Annotated in this window: 23 protein-coding genes; 7 read left to right on the top strand and 16 right to left on the bottom strand. The window is 65.5% G+C overall.

Going from position 1 to position 23,567, the window contains the following annotated elements; genetic code table 11:
* Window positions 1-18: 18 nt before the first annotated feature.
* The 3 genes from J2808_RS09695 to J2808_RS09685 all read right to left on the bottom strand — a co-directional run bounded on the left by J2808_RS09695 (window position 19) and on the right by J2808_RS09685 (window position 1,824).
* Window positions 19-234: a helix-turn-helix transcriptional regulator gene (locus J2808_RS09695; RefSeq protein ID WP_309815226.1), complete on the bottom strand. Its 216-nt coding sequence runs from the start codon at window positions 232-234 to the stop codon at window positions 19-21.
* Window positions 234-668 carry a hypothetical protein gene (locus J2808_RS09690; RefSeq protein ID WP_309815224.1) on the bottom strand — a complete coding sequence of 145 codons (435 nt, stop codon included), beginning with the start codon at window positions 666-668 and terminating at the stop codon, window positions 234-236. Before J2808_RS09690 ends, J2808_RS09695 begins: the two co-directional genes overlap by 1 nt.
* Before the next feature lie 292 nt (window positions 669-960).
* On the bottom strand, window positions 961-1,824 hold the full coding sequence (locus tag J2808_RS09685; protein WP_309815221.1) for an AraC family transcriptional regulator: 864 nt from the start codon (window positions 1,822-1,824) through the stop codon (window positions 961-963).
* A gap of 334 nt (window positions 1,825-2,158) precedes the next feature.
* On the opposite strand from J2808_RS09685, the gene J2808_RS09680 reads away from it, so the two are divergent.
* The 6 genes from J2808_RS09680 (at window position 2,159) to J2808_RS09655 (ending at window position 8,419) form a co-directional block, all read left to right on the top strand.
* A complete protein-coding gene (locus J2808_RS09680) occupies window positions 2,159-3,505 on the top strand; it encodes an ABC transporter substrate-binding protein (protein ID WP_309815219.1) in 1,347 nt (448 codons plus the stop codon).
* A 26-nt stretch (window positions 3,506-3,531) separates the two neighbouring features.
* The gene (locus J2808_RS09675) at window positions 3,532-4,500 is read left to right on the top strand and encodes a carbohydrate ABC transporter permease (protein WP_309815216.1); all 969 of its coding nucleotides are present in this window, start codon (window positions 3,532-3,534) and stop codon (window positions 4,498-4,500) included.
* Window positions 4,497-5,429 carry a carbohydrate ABC transporter permease gene (locus J2808_RS09670; protein ID WP_309815214.1) on the top strand — a complete coding sequence of 311 codons (933 nt, stop codon included), beginning with the start codon at window positions 4,497-4,499 and terminating at the stop codon, window positions 5,427-5,429. Before J2808_RS09675 ends, J2808_RS09670 begins: the two co-directional genes overlap by 4 nt.
* 81 nt (window positions 5,430-5,510) lie before the next feature.
* Window positions 5,511-6,572, top strand: coding sequence for an NAD(P)-dependent alcohol dehydrogenase (locus J2808_RS09665; RefSeq protein WP_309815213.1), 1,062 nt, complete (start codon window positions 5,511-5,513; stop codon window positions 6,570-6,572).
* Between the two features lie 2 nt (window positions 6,573-6,574).
* On the top strand, window positions 6,575-7,516 hold the full coding sequence (locus tag J2808_RS09660) for a PfkB family carbohydrate kinase (RefSeq protein WP_309815210.1): 942 nt from the start codon (window positions 6,575-6,577) through the stop codon (window positions 7,514-7,516).
* Window positions 7,517-7,645: 129 nt separating this feature from the next.
* Window positions 7,646-8,419 (top strand): oxygenase MpaB family protein, encoded by a 774-nt coding sequence (locus J2808_RS09655; RefSeq protein WP_309815207.1) that lies wholly within the window; start codon window positions 7,646-7,648, stop codon window positions 8,417-8,419.
* Window positions 8,420-8,450: 31 nt separating this feature from the next.
* On the opposite strand, the gene bcp is transcribed toward J2808_RS09655, so the two are convergent.
* From bcp to J2808_RS09615, 8 genes are all read right to left on the bottom strand, one after another.
* Entirely contained in the window at window positions 8,451-8,918 is a 468-nt protein-coding gene (bcp, locus tag J2808_RS09650; protein WP_309815204.1) for a thioredoxin-dependent thiol peroxidase, read from the bottom strand.
* A gap of 76 nt (window positions 8,919-8,994) precedes the next feature.
* The gene (locus tag J2808_RS09645) at window positions 8,995-9,639 is read right to left on the bottom strand and encodes a winged helix-turn-helix transcriptional regulator (protein ID WP_309815202.1); all 645 of its coding nucleotides are present in this window, start codon (window positions 9,637-9,639) and stop codon (window positions 8,995-8,997) included.
* 11 nt (window positions 9,640-9,650) lie between these two features.
* Complete coding sequence (gene allB, locus J2808_RS09640; protein ID WP_309815201.1) at window positions 9,651-10,994, bottom strand: allantoinase AllB; 1,344 nt, start codon at window positions 10,992-10,994, stop codon at window positions 9,651-9,653.
* Window positions 10,987-12,198, bottom strand: a complete 1,212-nt coding sequence (locus tag J2808_RS09635) for a glycerate kinase (RefSeq protein ID WP_309815198.1) — start codon at window positions 12,196-12,198, stop codon at window positions 10,987-10,989. Before J2808_RS09635 ends, allB begins: the two co-directional genes overlap by 8 nt.
* 1 nt (window position 12,199) lies before the next feature.
* Entirely contained in the window at window positions 12,200-13,990 is a 1,791-nt protein-coding gene (gene gcl / locus J2808_RS09630) for a glyoxylate carboligase (protein ID WP_309815195.1), read from the bottom strand.
* A 153-nt stretch (window positions 13,991-14,143) separates the two neighbouring features.
* Window positions 14,144-15,022 (bottom strand): 2-hydroxy-3-oxopropionate reductase, encoded by an 879-nt coding sequence (locus tag J2808_RS09625; RefSeq protein ID WP_309815194.1) that lies wholly within the window; start codon window positions 15,020-15,022, stop codon window positions 14,144-14,146.
* Window positions 15,023-15,074: 52 nt separating this feature from the next.
* Window positions 15,075-15,875: a hydroxypyruvate isomerase family protein gene (locus J2808_RS09620; RefSeq protein ID WP_309815190.1), complete on the bottom strand. Its 801-nt coding sequence runs from the start codon at window positions 15,873-15,875 to the stop codon at window positions 15,075-15,077.
* 209 nt (window positions 15,876-16,084) lie between these two features.
* Window positions 16,085-16,261, bottom strand: a complete 177-nt coding sequence (locus tag J2808_RS09615; RefSeq protein ID WP_309815187.1) for a CsbD family protein — start codon at window positions 16,259-16,261, stop codon at window positions 16,085-16,087.
* A 172-nt stretch (window positions 16,262-16,433) separates the two neighbouring features.
* Between J2808_RS09615 and J2808_RS09610 the strand changes: the two genes are divergently transcribed.
* Window positions 16,434-17,366 (top strand): threonine/serine dehydratase, encoded by a 933-nt coding sequence (locus tag J2808_RS09610; protein WP_309815184.1) that lies wholly within the window; start codon window positions 16,434-16,436, stop codon window positions 17,364-17,366.
* 110 nt (window positions 17,367-17,476) lie between these two features.
* Here J2808_RS09610 and J2808_RS09605 read toward each other — a convergent pair whose 3' ends face one another.
* The 5 genes from J2808_RS09605 to J2808_RS09585 all read right to left on the bottom strand — a co-directional run bounded on the left by J2808_RS09605 (window position 17,477) and on the right by J2808_RS09585 (window position 23,473).
* Entirely contained in the window at window positions 17,477-17,947 is a 471-nt protein-coding gene (locus tag J2808_RS09605) for a hypothetical protein (protein WP_309815181.1), read from the bottom strand.
* 378 nt (window positions 17,948-18,325) lie between these two features.
* On the bottom strand, window positions 18,326-19,138 hold the full coding sequence (locus J2808_RS09600) for a bifunctional allantoicase/(S)-ureidoglycine aminohydrolase (RefSeq protein WP_309815580.1): 813 nt from the start codon (window positions 19,136-19,138) through the stop codon (window positions 18,326-18,328).
* A 10-nt stretch (window positions 19,139-19,148) separates the two neighbouring features.
* The gene (locus J2808_RS09595; protein ID WP_309815178.1) at window positions 19,149-20,417 is read right to left on the bottom strand and encodes a DUF6986 family protein; all 1,269 of its coding nucleotides are present in this window, start codon (window positions 20,415-20,417) and stop codon (window positions 19,149-19,151) included.
* Window position 20,418: 1 nt separating this feature from the next.
* Window positions 20,419-22,032 carry a malate synthase A gene (gene aceB / locus J2808_RS09590; RefSeq protein ID WP_309815176.1) on the bottom strand — a complete coding sequence of 538 codons (1,614 nt, stop codon included), beginning with the start codon at window positions 22,030-22,032 and terminating at the stop codon, window positions 20,419-20,421.
* Window positions 22,033-22,057: 25 nt separating this feature from the next.
* Window positions 22,058-23,473 carry an NAD-dependent malic enzyme gene (locus J2808_RS09585; protein WP_309815173.1) on the bottom strand — a complete coding sequence of 472 codons (1,416 nt, stop codon included), beginning with the start codon at window positions 23,471-23,473 and terminating at the stop codon, window positions 22,058-22,060.
* Between the last annotated feature and the right edge of the window lie 94 nt (window positions 23,474-23,567).

Below are 23,567 nucleotides of genomic sequence, written 5' to 3'. Positions count from 1 at the left end.
GGGAGGTCCCGCCGTCGTCTACGTCGGCTCTGAGTCCGGTGACTCGCTGAAGGTGAAAAGGTCCTCGATGGTGCGTTCGAATGTCCTGGCCAGCCGGAATGCCAGCGGCAGCGAGGGGTCGAACCTGCCACGCTCGATTGAAATGATGGTCTGCCGCGATACCCCCACGCGCTCCGCCAAGGTCGCCTGCGATAGTCCGGCGGCGGCCCGCAGCCCTGCGATGTTGTTGTCCATCAGGAGTTGCGGCGGCGCAGGATGTTGTACCGCGCGCCCAGGCTCACTGCGGCGAGAACGGCGGTACCCATCAGTGCTGCCGTGCCCGTAAGGGGAAGCCTGCTCAGGCCAACCACGGCACTGCCCACGCCGGCCAGGAGGAAAACATCGGTCAGCGCGCCGAATCCGGCCTGATGAAGCCATGATCTTTCGACTCCCTGCTCGGCGTGGGTTTCCACTTTTACGGTGTGTCTTGAGATGACCAACAGCCACATCAGGGCTGCCAGCGGTCCGAGAAGCGAAAAGCCGAATACCCAAAACGCCAACCGGAAGCTGTCCGGATAGAGGAACCGGGCGATGGCCGCTGCCGCGCCGAACGCCAGGGTCACGGTCAGGGCAATGGTGGCCACCCAGGCCATGATGGGTGCGCGGATCTTCTGGGCAGTGCCTGTCATAACTGTCTCCTTGGATAGTGTGCCCGGTCTTCCTGCCTCCATATTAGTCAAGGACGCTTTACAGGCAAGCTTGCTTTACATTGGCTGGTGCGGCGACACGCCAGCCCGTAGAAATAGTCACTTTTGTGCGCTGTGGGAAAGAGTACGGCCTGCATTGGTTGAAACCTCCTGCATTGGATTGCACCGCTGGTTTAGCCACCCCAAAGTGTTGCGTTAAATGAGGAACGGCCGACGGCGGGAAGTTCCCTGCCGTCGTCCGCTCCGTTTCATGGGTGGCTGCTTCAGCCCTGCGTTAGCCCTGCGTCCGCTGGCGGTAGCGCCGGGGCGTTTCGCCGGTGTCGTTGAGGAAGTGCCGGTTGAAGTTGGACAGGTTGGCGAAGCCCACTTCGTAGCAAATGTCCGAGATGGCTTTGTCGCTTTGCTCCAGCAGCCGCCGTGCATGGGCCAGGCGGAGTTTGCGGACCAAGTCACTGAAGTTCTGGCCGGTGGCGCGCTTGAAGTATTTCGAAAACGTCGACTCTGACATTCCCACCAGTGCGGCCGCCTCGGACATTTTCACACTGCCGGAATGATTGCCGAAAACGTACTCCAAAACGATGTCCACGACAGCCTCAGCCTGGCCGTCCAACTGCGGCCTGAACCATTCGTCCGCAAGGTAGCGCCGGTCCTCCTGCGGCGCATTCGTCAGGATCGCAAACAGCTCCAGGAGATGCTGCAGCCGGCCTAGGCCGGTGGAAACACCCATAGCTTCGATGGAGGCGGCGGCCTTCTCGGCCGTGCGTCCCAGGAACTCGATCCCGCGGGCGGACTGTTCCAGCAGTGGCTTGATCTCGGCCAGTTCCGGAACAAGCTGGGCGGTTTGTTCCACCCACTTCCCGTCGAACTGGATTAGTGCGTCCCGGCCCTCAAGGAGCTCGCCGGGCTGGAGGTCGCTGACCCAGTCGTGCGGCAGTCCTGATCCCACCAAGGACACGTGCCCGGCTTCGAACGTGCCGATGTGGTCTCCTACGATGAACTTTCCGGTGCCCTTACGGATGAGATGGATCTCGTACTCGGGGTGGTAGTTCCACCGCGCCACTGCACTGGGGTAGTCGTGCTGGTGCCACCGAACGGAATGGTCCGGATCGTGGGGGATGACCTCCCGGTTGGCACGCATGCCCAACAGCCTTTCGGCAAGCCTTGCCGATGCCCCGTCACTGGGATCCGCCGCGCTCACACTCGTACCTCCGGCATTCGCGGTTATGAAAAATGGACAGCGCCGTGGGCGCCTTCCCACAGTAGCGCCTGCCGTCCAGTGGCCGATAGGGAAAATTTGTATCAGAAATTGGCATGCAGGGCGCTAGTTGTGGCATACCGCACACATCTACAGTTGAGGAAGACCAGCCCGGCACATCGAAATCCCGATGACCGGCCCGCTCCAGCCGAATCCGTCGCTACCGCAGTGGACGCGAGCAGGCTGTGCATCCCCCTGAAGAACAAAGGAGTCCTTAATGCGCCCAAAAATGCGTGCTGCGACCCTCGCCGCCGGCGCTTTGTGCGTCGCCCTGAGCGCCTCGGCCTGTGCCGGTGCCGGCGGAGGCAATTCCGCCAGTGACCCGAACACCATCAACGTCCTGATGGTGAACAACCCCCAGATGGAGGATTTGCAGCGGCTCACCGCTGATAACTTCACCAAGGAAACCGGCATCAAAGTCAACTACACGATCCTGCCGGAGAACGATGTCCGGGCCAAGATCAGCCAGGAGTTCTCGAGCCAGGCCGGCCAGTACGACGTCGCCTCGCTGTCCAACTACGAGATCCCGTTCTATTCCGCCAACGGCTGGCTCGCACCGTTGGACACCGTGGCAGCGGACCCCGGGTTTGACCAGGGCGACATCCTGCCCGCCTACACGGCGTCTCTCACAGGCGATGACGGCAAGCTCTACGGCGAACCGTTCTACGGCGAATCATCCTTCCTGATGTACCGGAAGGACATCCTCGAGGCCAAGGGCCTGACCATGCCGGAGAAGCCCACCTGGGACGAGGTCGCGGACATCGCGGCGAAGGTAGACGGCGCGGAACCGGGGATGAAGGGCATCTGCCTCCGCGGCCAGCCGGGCTGGGGCCAGGTCTTCGCACCGCTGACCACCGTGGTGAACACCTACGGCGGCACCTGGTTCGACAAGGACTGGAACGCCCAGGTCAACAGCCCGGAATTCACCGCAGCAGTGGAGTTCTACACCAAACTGGTCCGCGAGCACGGCGAAGCAGGCGCCGCCCAGGCCGGCTTCACCGAGTGCCTGAACAACATGAGCCAGAGCAACGTGGCCATGTGGTACGACGCCACGTCGGCCGCAGGCGCCCTGGAAGCCGAGGACTCCCCGGTGAAGGGCAAGATCGGCTACGCCCAGGCCCCGGTCAAGGAAACCAAGTCCTCCGGCTGGCTGTGGACCTGGTCCTGGGCCATGCAGGCCGCCTCCAAGAAGCAGGACGCTGCCGGGAAGTTCATCGCCTGGGCCAGCTCGAGGGACTACGAAGAGCTCGTGGCGTCCAAGCTCGGGTGGGCGAAGGTTCCCTCCGGCAAGCGCATCTCCACCTACGAGAATGCCGAATTCCAGAAGGCGGCGCCGTTCTTCGAAGCTGAACGCTTCGCCATTGAGAACGCCGATCCGAAGAACCCCGGCGCACAGGAACGTCCCGCCGTCGGCATCCAGTTTGTGGGGATTCCCGAGTTCGCGGCTCTGGGCACCAATGTCTCCCAGGGCGTCAGCTCCGCCATCGCAGGCCAGGGCACCGTGGCCGACGCACTGGCCAAGGGCCAGGAAGCCGCCCAAAAAATCGGCAATAAGTACAAGTAGCAGCAACCGAAACGCAGGAGAACATCATGACTACCGCAACGGCGCGCATCTCCCGCCCGGGACACCACGCAGCCAAACCCTCACGAGAGGCCAAGTCGCGCGAACGCGCCCTGGCCTGGGCACGGCGCGCACCGCTGCTCCCGGCCCTGATCTTCCTCATTCTCGTCACCCAGCTTCCGTTCGTGGTGACGCTGATTATCTCGTTCCTGAACTGGAACAGCCTGAGCCCGGACAAGACCGCGTTCGCCGGCTTCGAGAACTACGCCACGGTCCTCACCGATCCGGACCTGCGCCAGGCGATCTTCACTACCATCCTCCTCACGGTCTCCGTAGTGCTGATCAGCCTCCTCATCGGGCTGGGACTGGCCTTGCTGCTGGACAAGAAGTTCATCGGACGGGGCTTGGCCCGGACCCTGCTGATCGCACCGTTCCTGGTGGTTCCTGTGGCCGCGGCCCTGATTTGGAAGCATGCCCTCCTCAACCCCACGTACGGGCTGATCAACGGAATCCTGACCTGGGTCTGGTCCCTGTTCGGCAGCGCCACGGCGCCGCAGCTGGACCTGCTGTCCCAGGCACCAATGATGGCCGTGATCCTCTCACTGGTGTGGCAGTGGACCCCGTTCATGATGCTCATCCTTTTGGCGGGCCTGCAGTCCCGCCCGATGGACACGGTGGAAGCTGCCCAGATGGACGGCGCCACACCTTGGGGGATCTTCCGCCACCTCACGCTGCCGCACCTGCGCCAGTACCTGGAGTTGGGCGGGCTGCTCGGGGCGATCTACATCGTGCAGAACTTCGATGCCGTCTTCACCCTTACCGCCGGCGGGCTGGGCACCGCGAACCTGCCGTACGCCATCTACCAGACGTTCTACTTCGCCAACGAATACGGCCTGGCATCCGCCGCCGGCGTCGTGGTGGTCATCGGCACCATCATCGTGGCCACGTTCGCACTACGCACCGTCTTTTCACTCTTCAAGAAGGAGGCAGCACGATGAGCACCCTCACCCCCGCCGCACCGCAGAGCTCGGGCCCTGCCCGTTCCACATCGCCCACCGCGCTGAACACCGGCCGCACTCCACGTCGCGGCAAGGCACGAATGGACCCCACCCGGAACAACACCGCCGCCGGCATCGCGGCGTGGCTGCTCGCCCTGCTCTTCGCCGTCCCGGTCCTGTGGATGATCCTCACCTCGTTCCACTCCGAGACCGACGCCGCAACGAACCCGCCCTCCATCGCCGCGAACCTGACCCTGGACGCATACCGGGAGTTCTTCGGCGAAACATCCGGCGTCAGCCCGTGGCCGTCACTGATCAACTCCGCCACCGCCTCGATCCTGTCCACGGTCCTCGTGCTGCTCCTGGCCTTCCCGGCCGCGTACGCGCTCTCCATCCGGCCTGTGAAGAAGTGGACCGACGTGATGTTCTTCTTCCTCTCCACCAAAATGATGCCGGTAGTGGCCGCGATCCTGCCGCTCTACCTCTTCGCCAGAACCGTCGGAGCCCTGGACAACATCTGGTTCCTGATCCTGATGTACACCTCCATGAACCTGCCCATCGCGGTCTGGATGATGCGCTCCTTCCTCGCCGAAGTGCCGGAGGAAATGCTCGAAGCCGCCCAGATCGACGGCGCCAACCTCCTGCTCATCCTCCGCAAAATCATCGCCCCCGTGGCCATGCCCGGCATCGCCGCGACCGCCCTGATCTGCTTCATTTTCAGCTGGAACGAACTGTTGCTTGCCCGGGTCCTCACCGGGGTGGTGGCAGGCACCGCACCCGTGTTCCTCACCGGCTTCGTCTCCGGCCAGGGCCTCTTCCTCGCCCAGGTCTGCGCCGCCGCCGTCGTCATCTCCCTGCCGGTACTGTTCGCCGGCTTCGCCGCCCAGGACAAGCTCGTCCAGGGCCTCTCCCTCGGCGCCGTGAAATAGCTGGCGCGTGAAATAGCACTCTGAAACAGCGCCGTCCCCTAACGGCCCCCTCCCTTCCGATTTCTGCAAAGGACTACTTCGATGACAACACCAACAACCCAGTCCCGCACCCACGCACACTCCGCGCTCCCGGCCACCATGCGCGCCTCGGTGCTGAAGCGCCAGGGCGACATGACGATGGAAACGCTGCCCGTTCCGCAGCTCGACGCAGACCAGGTCCTGGTGCAGGTGGCCGCGGTGGGCGTGTGCGGCAGCGACGTCCACTACTACGAGCACGGCCGGATCGGCGACTACGTGGTGGACCACCCGCTCATCCTCGGCCACGAACTCTCCGGCCGGATCGCCGCCGTCGGAAGCGCCGTGGACCCTGCCCGCATCGGCCAGCGCGTCGCCGTCGAGCCCCAGCGCCCCTGCCGCAAGTGCAAGCAGTGCAAGGCCGGCCGCTACAACCTCTGCCCCGACATCGAGTTCTACGCCACCCCGCCGATCGACGGCGCCTTCGCCGAATACGTGACCATCCAGTCCGACTTCGCCTACGACATCCCGGACAGCGTCAGCGACGAGGCAGCAGCGCTGATCGAGCCGCTCTCCGTGGGCCTCTGGGCCTGCGAGCGTGCCGAAATCAAGCCCGGCAGCCGGGTCCTGATCGCCGGCGCCGGCCCCATCGGCATCATCGCCGCCCAGGCGGCCCGCGCGTTCGGTGCCACGGAAATCTACATCACGGACATCGCCGAGGACCGGCTCGACTTCGCCCTCAAGCACGGGGCAACGCACGCGCTCAACGCGAAAACGGACAGCGTGGAAGGGCTCGACGTCGATGCGTTCATTGACGCGTCCGGCGCACCGCAGGCAGTCCGTTCCGGCATCAAGGCAGTGGGTCCGGCCGGCCGGGTGATTCTGGTGGGGCTCGGGGCGGACGACGTCGAACTCCCCGTTTCGTTCATCCAGAACCGGGAGATCTGGCTCTCCGGCGTGTTCCGGTACACCAACACGTGGCCGCTGGCGATCCAGTTGATCGCCGGCGGCAAGGTGGACCTGGACATCCTGGTAACCGGCAAATTCAGCCTTGCCGAGTCTGAAGAAGCCCTGAAAGCGGGCAAGCAGGCCGGCCAGCTCAAGGCCGTCGTCTACCCGGGCCGCTGACCATGATCACCGTCATCGGCGAATCGCTCGTGGACATCATCAGCGACCCGCACCGGGAGGCTCCCACCGAGGTGCACCCGGGCGGGAGCCCCCTGAACGTGGCGGTCGGCGCGGCCCGGCTGGGCCTGGCGACAACCCTCGTGACCCACTATGCAGGCGACCCCTACGGGGACATGATCGAAGAACACCTGAGCGCCAACGGCGTCACCGCGATCAGGGGCGGCAGCGCAGCGACGTCGACGGCCACCGCCACGCTGGGTTCCGACGGCGGCGCCACCTACGCGTTCGACATCAGCTGGGACATCAACGGGGCGGCCCTTCCTGCACTTGAAGCGGTGCAGGACTCAAAACACGTCCACACGGGATCCATCGCAGCCGTGGTCGCGCCGGGTGACCAGGCAACGCTCGCCCTCCTGGCGGCGGCCCGGGAGCACGCGACCATCAGCTACGATCCGAACTGCCGGCCTGGGATCAGCCCGGACGTGGCCGCGGCACGGGCGCAGGCGGAACGCTTCGTGGCTGCCAGCGACATCGTCAAGGCCAGCGATGAGGAGCTCGCCTGGCTCTACCCGGACCGGACGCCGGAGGAATCCCTTTCAGCGTGGCTGGACCTCGGGCCGGCAGCCGTTGCCCTGACGCGGGGCGCAGCCGGCCCGGTCATCCTTGCCCGCCAAGGCAGGGTGGAGATGGCAGCCGAACCCATCAGCGTGGCGGATACCGTGGGGGCCGGCGACTCGTTTATGGCCGCCCTTATCTCCGGTTTGGACCAGCTCTCAGCCCTCGGATCCGGTGGAAGGCAGCGGCTGCAGACCCTCACCGTGAACGATCTCCAAGCGCTCGCGGCCTACGCCAACCGCGCGGCAGCCATCACCTGCTCCCGGCCGGGCGCCAACCCGCCCCGGACGGCGGAACTCGGCGTGCTGTCCGTGCCGTCGCAGGCCTGAGGGGGAGTAAGTCGGCCCGGTGGTTGAGCTTGTCGAAACCCGGTTTCGACAGGCTCAACCACCGAACCTGCCGGGAGTTCAACCACCGGCGACGTATCCGGCCGTGAAGATTCTCTGTATCGTGTGTCCATGGAGCGCAAATTGGCTGACATCGGGGCGGAAGGCGTTCTGCTCGCGGGGGCCGGCCGCGCCATTTTGCTGCAGATTGCGAACCCCGCGGTGGGCCACGGCGTCGCCGAGCACAGCAACTTCGTGGCCCGGCCGTTTGACCGGTTCCGTGCCACGCTCACCTACGTTTACGCGGTGAGGTATGGAACCAAGGACCAGGTAGCGGCCGTACGCCGCAGCGTGAACAAGGCGCATGGCCCGGTGCGACGGAAGGCCGGGACCAGCACCCACGGCTACAGCGCCTTCGACCCCCAGGCCCAGCTGTGGGTCGTGGCAACCCTGTACGACACGGCGGTTATCATTTACGAGAAAATCTACGGCCCGCTGGAAGACGAGGCCGCAGAGCTGATGTACCAGGACTATGCCAGGATGGGCACCGTCCTGCAGCTGCCGGCGGACCTGTGGCCCGCCGACCGTGCAGCATTCAAGGCGTACTGGGACTCGCGCCTGCAGTCGCTTGAGCTGGACGCCGTCGCCGTCCGGGTCGGCCGCGACCTGCTCTACCCGCCTACCGGGCCGCTCTGGCTCCGGATGAGTATGCCGCTCATCCGGTTCATCACCACCGGCCTCCTGCCTGATCACCTCCGGAGCGGGTACGGGCTGCCGTGGAGCGATCGACGCAGCCGCCTGTTCGACCGCACCACCCGGTGGTCCGCGCTTGTCTATCCGCGGCTCCCGCGGCCGTTGCGTCATTTCGCCAAGGACTACTGTCTCGGCCGGCTCCGCACGGCGTAGCGACGATGCCCGGCTGCTAAATGCCAGGCTGCTAAATGCCAAGCTCCGCCTTGAGCGCTGCGACGTGGCCTTGGGCCTGGATTTGGTACTGGGTGAGCGTGACCTTGCCTTCGGCGTCGAGTACCACGGTGGAACGGACCAGGCCGTCCACTACTTCGCCGTTCACGATCTTTTCGCCCCAGGCGCCGTAGGCCTGCGCCACGGCGTGGTGTTCGTCGGAGAGCAGCGGGAAAGTCAGTCCGAAGTCGTCCGTGAAGGCTGCCAGCTTCTCAGGGGCGTCCGGGGAGATGCCAAGGACTTCGTAGCCGGACGACTGCAGGCTGGCGAGGTTGTCGCGGAAGTCGCAGGCCTCAGTGGTGCAGCCGGGGGTAGCGGCTTTTGGGTAGAAGTACACAATGACATTGCGTCCGCGGTAATCGGAGAGGGAGACCTTGTGGCCCTCGGAGTTCAGCAGTGCGAAATCGGGGGCCTGGGTTCCGGCGAGGAGTTTCTGGGTCATGTAGCGATCCTTGACGTGATGGCACCGGCCAGGGCCGGCAATGAAATAAAGGCGATGAAATGAATACGGGCAGTGCCTAGATGCAGTATTCCGCCGGTCCACGCACAGTACTGCCCGGTCCCGGCACGAACTGGTAGCCGCCACCACGCACAGTCGCGACGGCGTGCCTGGCCGAGCCGAGCTTGCGTCGGATGCGGCCAACGTAGACGTCGATGGAGCGGAACGCCGCGCCCGGGCACTCCAGTGACTCCAAAAAGCCTTGCAGTTCTTCACGTTGAACCGGGCGGGACAGGTTCTCCACGAGGTACCGCAGGAGGCTGTATTCCATCCGGGTGAAGCTGACCGGGATACCGTCCAAAAGAACGGTGTCCTGGGCCAGATCCACTGCCACGGTGCTGCGCCGCCCGGCCAGGGATACTGGCGGGCTGACAGCGCCTGAACCTTCGGCGTCTGAACCTACAGCGTCTGCACGGCCGCCGCCTGAACCTTCGGCGTCTGAACCTTCAGCGCCTGCCCCTTCGACACCGGACATCCAGTTGTCGGCGTCGGGCCACAGCTGGACTTCGGCTTCAGGAGCAAGTTGGCGGGCGCGTGCCAGGACCGCGTTGGCGGCCTGTGTCCAGACCGCCGGGTCGATGTCCTGGCCTTCACAAGGCTGCAGCCACACCGCCAGGCCGCGCGGCCGAAGCTGCGGCCGCGGTGCATGGGCGTTGACGGCCATGGCCCTGTGCCTCACACGCCGCCGCGGCGGATCAGCTTGCCGCTGGGCGTGCGGCTGTCGATCTCGTGGCCGCGCAGGTACGTTTTGCGGACGACGCCGGAGAGCGCCTTGCCGTCGTAGGGCGTGATGGGGTTCTTGTGCTTGAGCTTGGAAACATCCACCACAAACGCCTCATCCGGCGCGAAGATGGCGAAATCGGCGTCGTAGCCGAGAGCCAACTGGCCCTTGTTGTGCAGGCGGGCCAGGGCCGCGGGCTTCCCAGCCATCCAGGAAACCACCTGTTCCAGGGTGATACCGCGGTGCCGGGCCTCAGTCCAGATCACGGACAGCCCCAGCTGCAGCGAGGAGACGCCGCCCCAGGCCACGGCGAAGTCGCCGTTTTCCAGGTCCTTCAAGTCCAAAGTGGAGGGGGAGTGGTCCGAGACGATGCAGTCGATGGTGCCGTCCTGCAGGCCCTTCCACAGCAGCTCGCGGTTGGAGGCCTCGCGGATGGGCGGGCAGCACTTGTAGGCCGTGGCGCCGTCGGGAATTTCCTCGGAAGTGAGCGTGAGGTAGTGCGGGCACGTCTCCACGGTGAGGTGGACGCCGTCGCGCTTTGCACTCGCGATCATGGGCAGCGCGTCGGAGGACGAGAGGTGCAGGATGTGGGCACGCGCACCGGTCCAGCGGGCGCGCTCGATGACCTCGGCGATGGCCTTGTTCTCGGCGCCGCGGGGGCGGGAGGCCAGGAACGTTTCGTAGTGGTCGCCGCCCGGGTGCGGGGCGCGGTCGATCGCGTGGGAATCCTCGGCGTGGACGATCATGAGGGAGTCGAAGGACTTGAGCTCGGCCATGTCCTCCTCCATCTCGTCCGCTTCGAGGTGGGGAAACTCGTCCACGCCGGAGTGCAGCAGGAAGCACTTGAAGCCGAAGACGCCTTCGTCATGCAGGCCGCGGAGTTCGGCCTTGTTGCCCGGGACGGCGCCGCCCCAGAATCCGACGTCCACGAAAGCCTGGTCCTCGGCCACCTCGCGTTTGAGCTTGAGGCCTTCCACCGTGGTGGTGGGCGGGATGGAGTTCAGCGGCATGTCGATGATGGTGGTGACACCGCCGGCGGCGGCTGCCCGGGTGGCGGAGGCGAAGCCCTCCCACTCGGTGCGGCCGGGCTCGTTCACGTGGACGTGCGTGTCCACCAGGCCGGGGAGGAGGGTCTCGTCGTCGGCGAGCTCGATCAGTTCCGCGCCGGCCAATCCGTTGCCGAGCGGTTCGATGGCGACGATCTTGCCGCCGCGCACGCCCACTTCCCGCGGTGCGATGCCGGCGGTGGTGAGGATGCGCCGGCCCCGGATCACCAGGTCAAAGCGTTCTTCAGACATTCAGGGGCTCCTTTGTGCCGATGCCATCCGCCCGGGCCGGGTTGGCCAGTCCCTGGAGGATGTTCTTACCCAATTGTTCAAGCAGGGAGCCTGCTTCAGCTATACATATATCTACCTTGGGTTCCAGGGAAGTCAGTGGGTAGACCTGCCGGAAACCGGAATCCTGCTGTTGTTCGTTCGTCAGTGTGGTGCGGCCGCAGACGGCAACCACAGGGATCCCGGCCGCCGCTGCCGCACGGGCCACCCCCATGGGTGTTTTGCCCAGCAGGCTTTGTTCGTCCAGGCTGCCTTCCCCGGTAATCACCAGGTCTGCGCCCGCCAGCCGCTGTTCCAATTCAGTGAATTCAAGAACGACGTCGATGCCCGGCCGCCGCGTTGCGGCCAGAACCGCGATGGCGGCGTAGCCCACTCCGCCGGCTGCCCCGGCTCCGGGAGCAACGGCAGCGCGCTCGGCGCGGAATCCGATTTCCCTGGCCAGGACTTCGACAAACCTGGCCAGGGCGGCGTCGAGCATGTCGACGTCCTGTTGTGTGGCGCCCTTCTGCGGGCCGAAAACCGCCGCGGCGCCCTGGGGGCCCAGCAGGGGATTATCGACGTCGGATGCCAGCACAAAGCGTGCGTCCACCAGACGGGGTTCAAACCCGGTGAAGTCGATGCGGTGCAGGTTGGCCAGCGCGGCACCGCCTGCCGGTAGTTCGTTGCCCGTGGCGTCCAGGAACCTGGCGCCGAGTCCCTGCAGGAGCCCGGCGCCGCCGTCGGTATTGGCGCTGCCGCCTACGCCCAGGATGATGCGGCGGCAGCCGGCATCCAGTGCTGCGCGGATCAGCTGGCCGGTGCCAAGGCTCGTGGCCCTGGTGGCGCTGGCGGCATCAGGCTGCCCGCCGCCGAGCACCTTAGGGAGGAGGGCAAGGCCCGAGGCTGCCGCCATTTCGATGACTGCCTCGTGGCCCCGGACGGCAAAGTCCGCCTGGACCGGGTGGCCCGTGGGGCCGCTGACGGTGGCGCTGCGGCGGGTGAAACCGGAGCCGACGGCGGCATCGAGGGTGCCCTCGCCGCCGTCGGCCACGGGGATCCGGAGGATGTCCAGAGGAAAGGTCGCGGCCGATGCCGTCCACTGTTTTCTGAGGCCCTTTTCCAGGTGCCTGCAGACGTCCGGTGCCGACAACGATCCCTTGAACTTGTCCGGCGCGATCACGATCCGCATGTCAGGCCTGCATTGCCAGGATGGCGGTGGGGGCGTCGGCGGCGGTTTCGGCCAGTTCCTCGAACTCGTTCACGGCACTGATCTCCACACCCATGGAGATGTTGGTGACCTTCTCCAGGATCACCTCAACCACCACGGGCACCTGGAACTCGCCCATCAGGGCTTTGGCCTTGCCGAATGCTGCGGCGAGATCGTTGGGGTCCTCCACGCGGATGGCCTTGCAGCCCAGGCCCTCGGCCACCTTGAGGTGGTCCACGCCGTAGCCCCGCGCGTTCTCGGACAGGTCAGCGCTGTTGATGTTCTCGAACGCCAGGGACACGTTCTGTTCCATGCTGAAGCCGCGCTGCGACTGCCGGATCAGGCCCAGGTAGGAGTTGTTCACCACCACGTGGATGTACGGCAGGTTGAACTGCGCGCCCACGGCCAGTTCCTCGATCATGAACTGGAAGTCGTAGTCGCCGGACAGGGCAACAACGGTCTCCTCAGGCTTGCCGCGGACCACGCCGAGGGCCGCCGGTGCGGTCCAGCCCAGCGGTCCCGCCTGGCCGGCGTTGATCCACTTGCGCGGGCCGAAGACATGCAGCATCTGCGCGCCGGCGATCTGGGACAGCCCGATGGTGGACACATAGGTGGTATCGCGGCCGAACGACTTGTTCATCTCCTCGTACACGCGCTGCGGCTTGATGGGGATGTTCTCGAAGTGCGTCTTGCGGTGCAGGCTGGCCTTGCGGTCCTGGCATTCGGCAACCCAGGCGGAGTAGTCCGGCAGGGACTTAGCCGCCCGGCGCTCGCGGGCCAGCTCAATCAGCCCGGCCAGCGCCGCACCGGCGTCGGACGCGATGCCCAAATCCGGTGAGAACACGCGGCCGATCTGCGTCGGCTCGATGTCGATGTGCACGAACTTGCGGCCTGCCGTGTAGGTGTCCAGGCCACCGGTGTGGCGGTTGGCCCAGCGGTTGCCGATGCCGATCACAAAGTCGCTGCGCAGGTAGTTCTCGTTGCCGTAGCGGTGGGAGGTCTGCAGGCCCACCATGCCGGCCATCAGGCGGTGGTCGTCGGCGATGGAGCCCCAGCCCATCAGCGTGGGGATAACGGGAACATTCAGGATCTCGGCCAGCTCCACCAGTTGCGCGGAGGCGCCAGCATTGATGATGCCGCCGCCGGCCACGATCAGCGGGCGCTCGCCTGCGGTCAGCATGTCCAGTGCCTTTTCCAGCTGCTTGCGGCTGGCTTTGGGCCTTTCGATGGGCAGCGGCTCGTAGGTGTCGATGTCGAATTCGATTTCGGCCATCTGCACGTCGATGGGCAGGTCCAGCAGGACCGGGCCCGGCCGCCCGGAGCGCATCAGCTGGAAGGCCTTCTGGAAGGCGCCCGGAACCTGGCCGGGTTCCAGGACGGTCATGGCCATCTTGGTGACGGGCTTGGCGATGGACTCGATGTCCACGGCCTGGAAGTCTTCCTTGTGCAGCTTGGCCACGGGGGCCTGGCCGGTGATGCAGAGCATCGGGATGGAATCGGCCCAGGCAGCGTAGAGGCCGGTGATCATGTCGGTGCCGGCGGGGCCGGAGGTGCCGATACAGATGCCGATGTTGCCGTCCTTGGCCCGGGAGTACCCGTCGGCCATGTGGCTGGCGCCTTCGACGTGGCGGGCCAGCGTGTGGCGGATGCCGCCGTGGGCCCGCATAGCCGAGTAGAAGGGGTTGATTGCCGCTCCTGGCAGGCCGAACGCCTCGATGGCGCCTTCCTTTTCCAGGATGGCAACCGCTGCATCAACGGTACGCATCTTGCTCATGGTGTGCTCCTTGGAAGTCTGTGGTGGTGCTCGGTGGTTGAGCTTGTCGAAACCCTAAAAGGGGTGTGCTGGGGGAAGACCCCGTCGTCGGGGTCCTAAAAGTGTGTTGGTTGAGCTTGTCGAAACCTGGATTTCGACAAGCTCAATCACCGGTTACTCGCGGCCGCTGAGTTTGAGGACCTGCTTGAAGAGTCCGGAGTGGTCCAGGCCGCCGTCGCCCTGGTTGACGGTGGCGGCGACGAGCTGTGCGACGACGGCGCCGAGGGGGACGGCGACGTTGGCTTCGCGGGCTGCCGAGGTGACGATGCCGAGGTCCTTGTGGTGGAGGGCGAGGCGGAAGCCGGGGTCGAAGTTGCGGTCGAGCATCTTCTGGCCCTTCTGGTCCAGGACCTTGGAGCCGGCCAGGCCGCCGCCGAGGACCTTGAGCGCTGCGTCGGTGTCCACGCCGTAGGCCTCAAGGAAGGCGATCGCCTCGCCAAGGACCTCGATGTTGACGGCAACGATCAGCTGGTTTGCTGCCTTGACGGTCTGGCCGGAGCCGGACGGGCCGACGTGGACGATGGTTTTGCCGACGGCGTTCAGGACATCCTGTGCTGCCTCGAAGTCGGCTTTTTCGCCACCGACCATGATGGACAGGGCGGCGTCGATGGCACCCTGCTCACCGCCGGAAACCGGCGCGTCCAACGGGCGGATGCCGGCTTCGCGGGCGTCGTCGGAGAGGCGCTTGGCGACGTCCGGGCGGATGCTGGACGCGTCGATCCAGAGGGCGCCTTTCTTCGCGTTGGCGAAGACGCCGTCCTCGCCGCTGACGACACCCTCGACGTCGGGGGAGTCCGGCACCATGGTGATGACGACGTCGGCCTCTTTGACGGCGTCGGCGATGCCCGTGGCGCCCTTGCCGCCTTCGGAGACGAGCTTGTCGATCTTGTCCTGGCTGCGGTTGAAGCCGGTGACGGTGTGGCCGGCCTTGACGAGGTTGATGGCCATGGGCAGGCCCATGATTCCGAGTCCGATGACTGCAACGTTGCTCATGATGGTTCTCTTTCTGAAGTCTTTGGTGGTGCCGGTGGGGCGCGGGTGGGGACTACTGGCTGACGCGCTGGCGGATGGCCCAGTTGAACGCAGTCTGCTGCGGTTCCTTGTATTCGAGGCCGATGTAGCCGTCGTAGCCGAGTTCGCGGCTGCGGGCGATCCATTCGCCGAGGGGAAGCTCGCCGGTTCCGGGAGCCCCGCGGCCGGGGTTGTCGGCAATCTGGATGTGGCCGAAATCCTTGGCGTGGTTTTCAATGACGGCTGCGACGTCGTCCCCGTTGACTGCCAGGTGGTAGAAGTCCGCGAGGAGCTTGACGTTCTCTGCGCCGGATTCAGCCTTTACGCGGGCGATCACGTTGAGTGCATCAACAGCTGTGAGGAGCGGATACCGGGGGGCGCCGCTGACCGGTTCGAGGAGGACCGTGCCGCCGATGCGGGCGACGCCGGCAGCTGCGGCGGCGAGGTTTTCTGCGCCGAGGGCGTTCTGCTTCTCGGCCGATTCGCCGTCGATGCGGTTGCCGTAGAGGGCGTTGAAGGCTTTGCAGCCGAGCCGCTCACCGATACCGGCGACGACGTCGATGTTGTCCTGGAATTCGGGGGAACGTGCGGGCCAGGAAACCAGGCCGCGGTCGCCGCCCGGCATGTTGCCGGCGTTGAAGTTCAGGCCGGTGAGCTGGACGCCGGCGTCCTTGATGGCGTTCTCGAAGCCGGTGACCTGGGCGTCTGTGGGGACTGATGTTTCGAAGGGCCACCAGAACTCGACGGCGTCAAAACCGGCAGCCTTCGCTGCTGCTGGGCGCTCGAGCAGGGGAAGCTCCGTCAGGAGGATGGAGCAGTTCACTGTGTACGTCATCGTAGGTCCTTCCGGGGAGGGGCTGGTCTCTAGTTCCAAAGCTTCCTGGCATCCGTACCTTTTCCGCTTTATGGAATTTAGATTCTGCTTTATGAAAAGTTTAGGGAACGTGACGGCGTGAGTCAAGGGCGGTGTGCGCGGAAGGCGTCCGGATGGGACAAAGAAAAACGGGCGGCTCCTGGCAGGGCCGCCCGTTCGATAGATCGTGTTTAGTGCCGCTTGAAGGCGTGCCGGATCCTTTCCCCGGCTTGCTTGAGGTCGGCCCGAACTGCGCGGGCCTTGCCTTCGGCCCTCATGCGGTCGTTGCCGGTAACCTCACCGGCGGCCTTCTTGCCTTTGCCGTGCAGCCTCTCCGCGGCGTTGTGGATCCTGTCTCCCAAACCCATTGTGGTCCTCCTCGGGGCGCGGCGCTTGCAGCTGATTGCCGCAATTGCTGCCACTTAAATTGTAGGAACGAATGGCCCCCGCGGACCGGTGGGCAGCCCAAATGATCCGGATTTTCACCCGGGCGATAGCCTGAAGGCGGCACCCCGCATTCCACCGAAACGAGGATTCCCCTTGATCACACGCGCCGACGTCGACGAAGCCGCTTCCCGGATCGCCGGGAGGATCCGTGCCACGCCCGTGCTGAAGGCCGACGGCGGCTCTTTCCCCGGCGAGGTGTGGCTCAAGTGCGAGTTCATGCAGCACACGGGCACGTTCAAGGCCCGCGGAGCGTTCAACCGGGTCCTGGCCTGCCGGGAGCGTGGCGAACTGAAGGAGGACGTTGGCATCGTGGTGGCCTCCGGCGGCAACGCCGGCCTCGCCAACGCCTACGCCGCCACGGAAGTCGGCGTCCCTGCCACGGTGTTCGTGCCCGAGAACGCCCCCGCCGTGAAGGTCAAGAAGCTCTGGGCCATCGGCGCCAGCGTGGTCCAGCGCGGGGCTGAGTACTCCGAAGCCTACGACGCAGCCAGGGCCTACGCCGCCGAGACGGGCGCGGTCTACTGCCATGCTTACGACCAGCCCGAGATCGCAGCCGGCGCCGGCACCATCGGCACCGAACTGCTGGAGCAACTGGGGGAGGTGGACACCATTGTGGTGGCCGTGGGCGGCGGCGGGCTCATGGCGGGTGTCGCGGCCGCCGTCGAGGGCCGTGCCAGAGTAGTGGGCGTCGAATCCGAAACCACACCCACACTGCACGCCGCACTCGCGGCCGGGGCTCCCGTGGATGTAGCAGTATCCGGGATCGCCGCCGACTCCCTGGGGGCCCGGCAGATGGGCCGGATTGGCTTCGATGTGGCCGTCCGTACCGGCGTCCGCGCTGTGCTGGTTTCGGACGAGGACATCGTGGCTGCCCGCTCATGGCTGTGGCAGCAGTACCGCATCATCGTGGAGCACGGCGCCGCAGCGGCGTTCGCCGCCCTGCACTCCGGTGCTTACGTACCGGCGGAGGGGGAACGCGTGGCCGTGATTCTCTGCGGCGCCAACACGGACCCCGCCACTCTCTGACCCCGGGCGCGGACTTTCCCGGAGGGTCCGACCTGCGGGCGGCACGTGAAGAGCCAGGGGCAAGGGCCCCTGGCTCATCTGTGCGTAGATCGTTTGTGTATCAGTGCCCGTTAACGGACCTTAACCACATCGCTCTTCTCCCACCGGGTCCAGTTGGACCAGTGTCCCTTGTCGTCCTTCACACGGAAGGAAACGTAGTGGTAGACCTCTTCTTTGTCGCCGCGCTGGTCGGGAACGCGATCAACACTGTGGAGGGTCCTGGCGCCGTCTTTCTTGTCGAAGTGCTCGTAGAAGTGAGAGCCGCCGAGGAAGTCGTCGTGCCCACGGTCTTCTTCGTACCGCAGTTGACGGATCTGGACAGATTTTTTGCCATTGCAATCGACTTTGATCTTGAAATCGACTTTGTGACCGCGAAGATTCTCTGGATCCCGGGGGTCTACGGTACAGCCATGACGGCTGGTTTCCGCCTGGACCGGGGCAGCCAGTGCCATGGAACCCCCCAGCAGACCCAATGAGAGAACCGGAACCAGGGCGATCTTTGCCCGGGTAGAGCGGGTTTTCATTGTTGGAGTGATGGACATTTTTTTTTGCTCCTATAAGGATGCGATTCACCAATTTTTGGGCAGCCTTATGCCGACGCGACTGAACACTTCGCGCTTGATCAGTGTGTGGGGGCTGCAGACTGCCCGTCCCTTTTTTGAAACAGCACGCCCCGTATGGTGGGGGGCTTGACTCCGGATTCATTGTTACCGGTGGTTTAATCCTGCCCCCGCGTTTGGCCCGCACGCTAGGGTCAGGCAACCTTTTTTGATTGCTTTTTTCGCTAACCGACGTACGTTTTGCCTCGCCTGATGACACGTGCAACTCTGGCCACTCCGGCAACGTTGAGAGGCGCAAACAGGGGCCGACGGCGGAACTTGCGTTCCTCCGTCGGCCCCTGCCGGGATCCGTAAGGCGATTTAGGTGAGGCGGATCTGGCGGTTCATGTCCTTGTACAGCAGGTAACGGAACTGGCCGGGACCACCGGCGTAGCAGGCCTGCGGGCAGAACGCGCGGAGCCACATAAAGTCGCCGGCCTCCACCTCCACCCAGTCATTGTTGAGCAGGTACATGGCCTTGCCCTCCAGGACGTACAGGCCATGCTCCATGACGTGGGTCTCCGGAAACGGGATGACCCCGCCCGGCTGGAACGTCACGATGTTCACCTGCATGTCGTGGGCCAGGTCGGACGAATCCGTGAAGCGGGTGGTCTTCCAGGCGCCGTTGGTATCCGGCATCGCGGTGGGTTCCACCTCGGCATCACTGGTGACGAAGGACTTTGCCTCGTAACCCTCAAGCCGCTCGTAGGCCTTGCGGATCCACTGGAAGGAGACAATGTCGTCCGAGACGTTCTCCAGGCCCCAGGTGGCACCGGCGGCCAGGTAGGCGTAGCCGCCCTCCTCGAGCTGGTGCAGTTCGCCGTCGAGGGTCAGGTTGACCTTGCCCTTGGTGACGAAGACGACGCCCTCGACGCCGGCCTCAAATTCGGCCTTTGGAGCGCCGCCGCCGGGGCCGATCTCCACGATCAGCTGTGAAAAGGTGGTGGCAAATCCCGAAATGGGGCGGGCCAGGATCCAGGACCGCGTATTGGAGAATCCCGGCAGGGTGCTGGTCACAATATCGGTCATCACGCCCTTGGGGATGACCGTGTAGGCCTCCGTGACGATGGCCCGTTCGGTGGTGAGGTGGGTCTGCGGCGGCAGGCCGCCCTGGGGGTAGTAGTACTTGCCCATCATGGGATCCTTACTTCGAAGTGGAGTGTGCCAGCCGCGGGTGCGCCAGTGCGGTCAGCTGGGAAAGTTCGACGCCGGCAAGCGCCTGGACCTCGTCGGTCCCCACGGCGCCGCACTGGACGCCGCGCAGGACGAAGGCCGCCAGGGCCCGGGCGGTGGCAGGTTCGTCCATAACCCCGCCCTCGGTGCGTTCCACATAGTTGCGCAACCGTGCCGCGGCGGCTGGCAGGCCCTCGCGGTAGAAGGCATACGTGGCGGCGAACCGGCTCGGCAGCTGGGCAGGGTGCAGGTCCCACCCCTGGTAGTAGCCACGCTCCAGCGAGCGTCGGACCAGCCGGCCGTGCAGCTTCCAGGCATCCTCGACGGCGTCGCCCACCGGGATGATGTTGGTGGAACCGTCGGAGAGGCGGATGCCCGTGCCGGCGACGGCCAGCTGCATCACTTCCTTGGCGAAGTCCGCCACGGGGTGCTCCATGGACTGGTATTCCGCCGAGATCTGCAGCGAGGCGGAGTAATCGTAGGTGCCGTAGTGCAGGGCACTGACGCGGCCTGGAACCACGTGCGGAAGCTGCGCCACGGGGGAGGTGCCTTCCGGCCCGAGGATCAGCTGCGGCGTTTCCACCTGGACCTCAAAACGGAGCCGGCCAGCCGGAAGCCCGTGGACTTCCTCCAACCGGGACACGGCAAAGTCCATGGCCTGGACCTGTGCAACGGTGGTCACCTTGGGCAGTGTGAGGACCAGCCCCGCGGGAAGTTCCCCGGCAGCAGCGAGCGTGGAGACGAACAGGTCCAGCGTCTTCAGGCCGCGGGCGCGGGTGGGCGCCTCGAAGCACTTGAAGCGGATGCCGATGAACGGCGGGGCCGTGCCGGCGGCAACTGCCGCGGCCACAGTGTTGGCGGCTGCAACGGCGTCGGCGTCTTCTGCCTCGTCGCCGCGGTCACCGTAGCCATCCTCGAAGTCCAGGCGCAGGTCCTCGATGGGCTCGGATGCCAGCTTCGCCTTCACCCGGGAGGCGACGGCGGCGGCCAGGTCGGCGTCCTGGCCCAGCAGCGCACCGAGCTTCTCCAGGGCGCCGTGGGCTTCCGCCGTCGCGAGCGCCTGGGCGCCCCATTCGGCGGCGAGATGCGGCGTGAAGCGGTCGGCCGGGACGTAGACGGTGTGGACGGGCTGGCGGGTGCCGTCATCGCCGGGGTAGCTGCGTTCCAGCAGCTGGTCAGTGGCAGCCAGCTGTTCCTCGATCCGGGCGAGGTCTGAGGTGCTGAAGGAGGATTCGGCCATCTCAGTCCACCAATTCGTAGGCCGGGGTGGTGAGGAAGTCCGTGTAGTCCTCGGACAGGCAGATGTCCGCGATCAGATCGCTGGCCGGCTTGTAGTAGCGGCGGAACGCCTCGTCGCCGAACTCCGTGCGGAGCCGTTCCGTTTCCTCGCCCAGGATCTTTTCCACCAGTTCACGGGTGACCGTGTTTCCGGTGTCCGCCAGAACGGACTTGTTGCGGATCTGCTGCCACACCTGCGAGCGGGAGATTTCAGCGGTGGCGGCGTCCTCCATCAGGTTGTGGATAGCCACCGCGCCGTTGCCTGACAGCCACACCGCGGTGTACGCGACGGCGACATAAAGGTTCAGGCGCAGCCCGCCTTCGGTGACCTGGCCATCAGCCGAGGCGATGTCCAGGAGCTGATCGGCCGTGACCGAAACCTCAGGGCGCTGCTTGTCCAGCTGGTTGGGGCGGCCGCCGTTTTCCGGGTCGCCGAGCACGGCGTCGAACACCTCGCGGCAGGTGGGGACCAGGTCCGGGTGGGCCACCCAGGAGCCGTCGAAGCCATCGTTGGCCTCACGGGTCTTGTCCGCGCGGACCTTGGCGAAGGCGGCCTCGGTGACCTCGGGGTGGCGCCGGTTGGGGATGACCGCGGCCATGCCGCCCATGGCGAAGGCGCCGCGCTTGTGGCAGGTTTTGACCAGGAGTTCGGTGTAGGCGCGCATAAACGGTGCGGTCATCACCACGGAGGCACGATCCGGCAGTACGAACTCCTCGCCGGCGTCACGGAAGTACTTGATGATGCTGAACAGGTAGTCCCAGCGGCCGGCGTTCAGGCCGGACGCATGGTCGCGCAGCTCGTAGAGGATCTCGTCCATTTCAAACGCGGCCGGGATGGTCTCGATCAGGACGGTGGCGCGGATGGTGCCCTGTCCGAGGCCCAGGAAGTCCTGCGCGTAGACGAACACCTCGTTCCAGAGGCGCGCCTCGAGGTGGCTCTCCATCTTGGGCAGGTAGTAGTACGGGCCCTGGCCGTTGAGCACCAGCTGCTTGGCCACGTGGAAGAAGTGCAGGCCGAAGTCCACCAGCGCACCCACCGCGGGTTCGCCGTCGATCAGCAGGTGCTTTTCCGGCAGGTGCCAGCCGCGCGGACGGGCCACCACCACGGCGAGCGGGGCGTCGGTGCGGAGCGTGTATTCCTTGCCCTCGGCCGAGGTGTAGCTCAGCGTGCCCTGCGCGGCGTCGCGGAGGTTCAGGATGGAGTCGATGACGTTGGACCACGTGGGGGTGCTGGCGTCCTCAAGGTCTGCCAGCCACACCTTGGCGCCGGAGTTCAGGGCATTGATGGCCATCTTGGCCGGGCTGGCGGGACCGGTCATCTCAACCCGGCGGTCCTGCAAAGCCGCCGGTGCCGGCGCAACCTTCCAGTCGCCGTCGCGCACGTCCTGGGTTTCCGGCAGGAAATCCAGCTTGCCGGTGTCTGCAACCCGCTGGCGCTTGACGCCGCGGGCCTTGAGCAGTTCACTGCGCGTGCCGGCGAAGCGCTTGTGGAGTTCCTCCACGAAGGCCAGGGCCTTGGGGGTGAGGATCTCCTCCGCACGTTCGATCGGCCGGGGGTCTGTAACGGTGATGGCCATTTCTGGTCCTTTCCTAGGCTGCGAATCAGGCGTGGGCGGAAGCGGTTGCTGCGTGGGCGGCAGCAACCGCTGCTTGTGCCACTGCGGCTGCGACGTCGGCGGCAACATGGGGATCGAAGACACTGGGGACAATGTAGCTGGCATTGAGCTCGTCGTCAGCTACCCGGTTGGCAATCGCCTCTGCGGCGGCCACCAGCATCTCCGGCGTGATGTCGCTTGCGCCGGCGTCGAGCAGGCCGCGGAAGAAGCCGGGGAACGCCAGCACGTTGTTGATCTGGTTGGGGAAATCGCTGCGGCCCGTGGCAACCACCGCGGCGTGCCTGGAGGCGACAATCGGGTCGATTTCCGGGGTGGGGTTGGCCATGGCGAACACGATCGCCTTCTCGGCCATGGCGGCCACCTGCTCTTCGCCGATCACGTGCGGGGCGCTGACGCCGATGAACACGTCGGCACCGGCCATGGCCTCGTGCAGGGTTCCGGCGAAGCCTTCCTCGTTGGTGTTCGCCGCAATCCAGGCGCGGTGCTCGTCGTTGTACTCCTCGCCCGAGTGGATGGCACCGGAACGGCCGGCGGCAATGATGTGCTGCGCTCCCTGGGCCTTGAGGAGCTGGATGATGGCCGAGCCGGCGGCGCCGACGCCCGACACCACAATGCGGACCTCGGAGAGCTTCTTGTCCACGACGCGCAGGGCGTTGACCAGGGCGGCCAGGGTGACGATTGCGGTGCCGTGCTGGTCATCGTGGAACACGGGGATGTCGAGTTCATCGCGGAGGCGCTTCTCGATTTCAAAGCAGCGCGGGGCCGCGATGTCCTCAAGGTTGATGCCGCCGTAGACGGGGGCCATGGCCTTGGCGATCATGATGATTTCCTCGGTGTCCTGGGTGTCCAGGCAGACCGGCCAGGCGTCAACGTTGGCGAACTGCTTGAACAGTGCAGCCTTGCCTTCCATCACTGGCAGCGCCGCGGCCGGGCCGATGTTGCCCAGGCCCAGGACGGCCGAACCGTCGGTGAGGACGGCGATGGTGTTGCGCTTGACGGTCAGGTTGCGTGCCGCGGACGGGTCCTCGGCGATGGCGAGGCAGACGCGGGCGACGCCGGGGGTGTAGGCGCGGGACAGATCGTCGCGGTTGCGCAGGGCTACCTTGGGGACCACCTCAAGCTTGCCGCCGAGGTGCATCAGGAAGGTGCGGTCCGAGACGTGCTGGACCGTAACGCCGTCGAGCGCGTTCAGCGCGTCCTTGATGCGGTCCGCGTGCGCTTCGTCGGTGGTGTTGCAGGTGACGTCCACAACGAGGGTGTCGTGATGGGACTCCGTCACATCCAGTGCGGTAACGGCGGCACCGGCCGCGGCGACGGCAGCCGCCAGTTCGCTGGTGGCGGTAAAGCTCGACGGCGCGGCGACGCGCAGGGTGATCGAATTTCCGGGACTCGGGTTCGCCATTGAATTTCCTCCTCATTCAGGCCCGGAACCGGGCCGCTCACAAATCAAATGTTTTCGTATTATGGATATTATTATCTGCAAAGTGGAAAATCAA

The sequence above is a fragment of the Pseudarthrobacter sulfonivorans genome (genome assembly GCF_031454915.1).
Classification (GTDB): domain Bacteria; phylum Actinomycetota; class Actinomycetes; order Actinomycetales; family Micrococcaceae; genus Arthrobacter; species Arthrobacter sulfonivorans_C.
The sequence above is the reverse complement of the archived record's forward strand: the minus strand, read 5'-3'. Positions and strand labels throughout refer to the sequence as shown.

Bases quoted from the DNA above. Each gene is read 5' to 3' on its own strand.
- J2808_RS09595 (WP_309815178.1), bottom strand. From the start codon at position 20,417: ATGGCCGAATCCTCCTTCAGCACCTCAGACCTCGCCCGGATCGAGGAA.
- aceB (WP_309815176.1), bottom strand. From the start codon at position 22,032: ATGGCCATCACCGTTACAGACCCCCGGCCGATCGAACGTGCGGAGGAG.
- J2808_RS09670 (WP_309815214.1), top strand. From the start codon at position 4,497: ATGAGCACCCTCACCCCCGCCGCACCGCAGAGCTCGGGCCCTGCCCGT.
- J2808_RS09660 (WP_309815210.1), top strand. From the start codon at position 6,575: ATGATCACCGTCATCGGCGAATCGCTCGTGGACATCATCAGCGACCCG.
- J2808_RS09625 (WP_309815194.1), bottom strand. From the start codon at position 15,022: ATGAGCAACGTTGCAGTCATCGGACTCGGAATCATGGGCCTGCCCATG.
- J2808_RS09665 (WP_309815213.1), top strand. From the start codon at position 5,511: ATGACAACACCAACAACCCAGTCCCGCACCCACGCACACTCCGCGCTC.
- J2808_RS09620 (WP_309815190.1), bottom strand. From the start codon at position 15,875: ATGACGTACACAGTGAACTGCTCCATCCTCCTGACGGAGCTTCCCCTG.
- J2808_RS09635 (WP_309815198.1), bottom strand. From the start codon at position 12,198: ATGCGGATCGTGATCGCGCCGGACAAGTTCAAGGGATCGTTGTCGGCA.
- J2808_RS09600 (WP_309815580.1), bottom strand. From the start codon at position 19,138: ATGGGCAAGTACTACTACCCCCAGGGCGGCCTGCCGCCGCAGACCCAC.
- J2808_RS09675 (WP_309815216.1), top strand. From the start codon at position 3,532: ATGACTACCGCAACGGCGCGCATCTCCCGCCCGGGACACCACGCAGCC.
- J2808_RS09605 (WP_309815181.1), bottom strand. From the start codon at position 17,947: ATGTCCATCACTCCAACAATGAAAACCCGCTCTACCCGGGCAAAGATC.
- J2808_RS09645 (WP_309815202.1), bottom strand. From the start codon at position 9,639: ATGGCCGTCAACGCCCATGCACCGCGGCCGCAGCTTCGGCCGCGCGGC.
- J2808_RS09690 (WP_309815224.1), bottom strand. From the start codon at position 668: ATGACAGGCACTGCCCAGAAGATCCGCGCACCCATCATGGCCTGGGTG.
- gcl (WP_309815195.1), bottom strand. From the start codon at position 13,990: ATGAGCAAGATGCGTACCGTTGATGCAGCGGTTGCCATCCTGGAAAAG.
- J2808_RS09585 (WP_309815173.1), bottom strand. From the start codon at position 23,473: ATGGCGAACCCGAGTCCCGGAAATTCGATCACCCTGCGCGTCGCCGCG.
- bcp (WP_309815204.1), bottom strand. From the start codon at position 8,918: ATGACCCAGAAACTCCTCGCCGGAACCCAGGCCCCCGATTTCGCACTG.
- allB (WP_309815201.1), bottom strand. From the start codon at position 10,994: ATGTCTGAAGAACGCTTTGACCTGGTGATCCGGGGCCGGCGCATCCTC.
- J2808_RS09695 (WP_309815226.1), bottom strand. From the start codon at position 234: ATGGACAACAACATCGCAGGGCTGCGGGCCGCCGCCGGACTATCGCAG.
- J2808_RS09655 (WP_309815207.1), top strand. From the start codon at position 7,646: ATGGAGCGCAAATTGGCTGACATCGGGGCGGAAGGCGTTCTGCTCGCG.
- J2808_RS09680 (WP_309815219.1), top strand. From the start codon at position 2,159: ATGCGCCCAAAAATGCGTGCTGCGACCCTCGCCGCCGGCGCTTTGTGC.
- J2808_RS09685 (WP_309815221.1), bottom strand. From the start codon at position 1,824: ATGCGTGCCAACCGGGAGGTCATCCCCCACGATCCGGACCATTCCGTT.
- J2808_RS09615 (WP_309815187.1), bottom strand. From the start codon at position 16,261: ATGGGTTTGGGAGACAGGATCCACAACGCCGCGGAGAGGCTGCACGGC.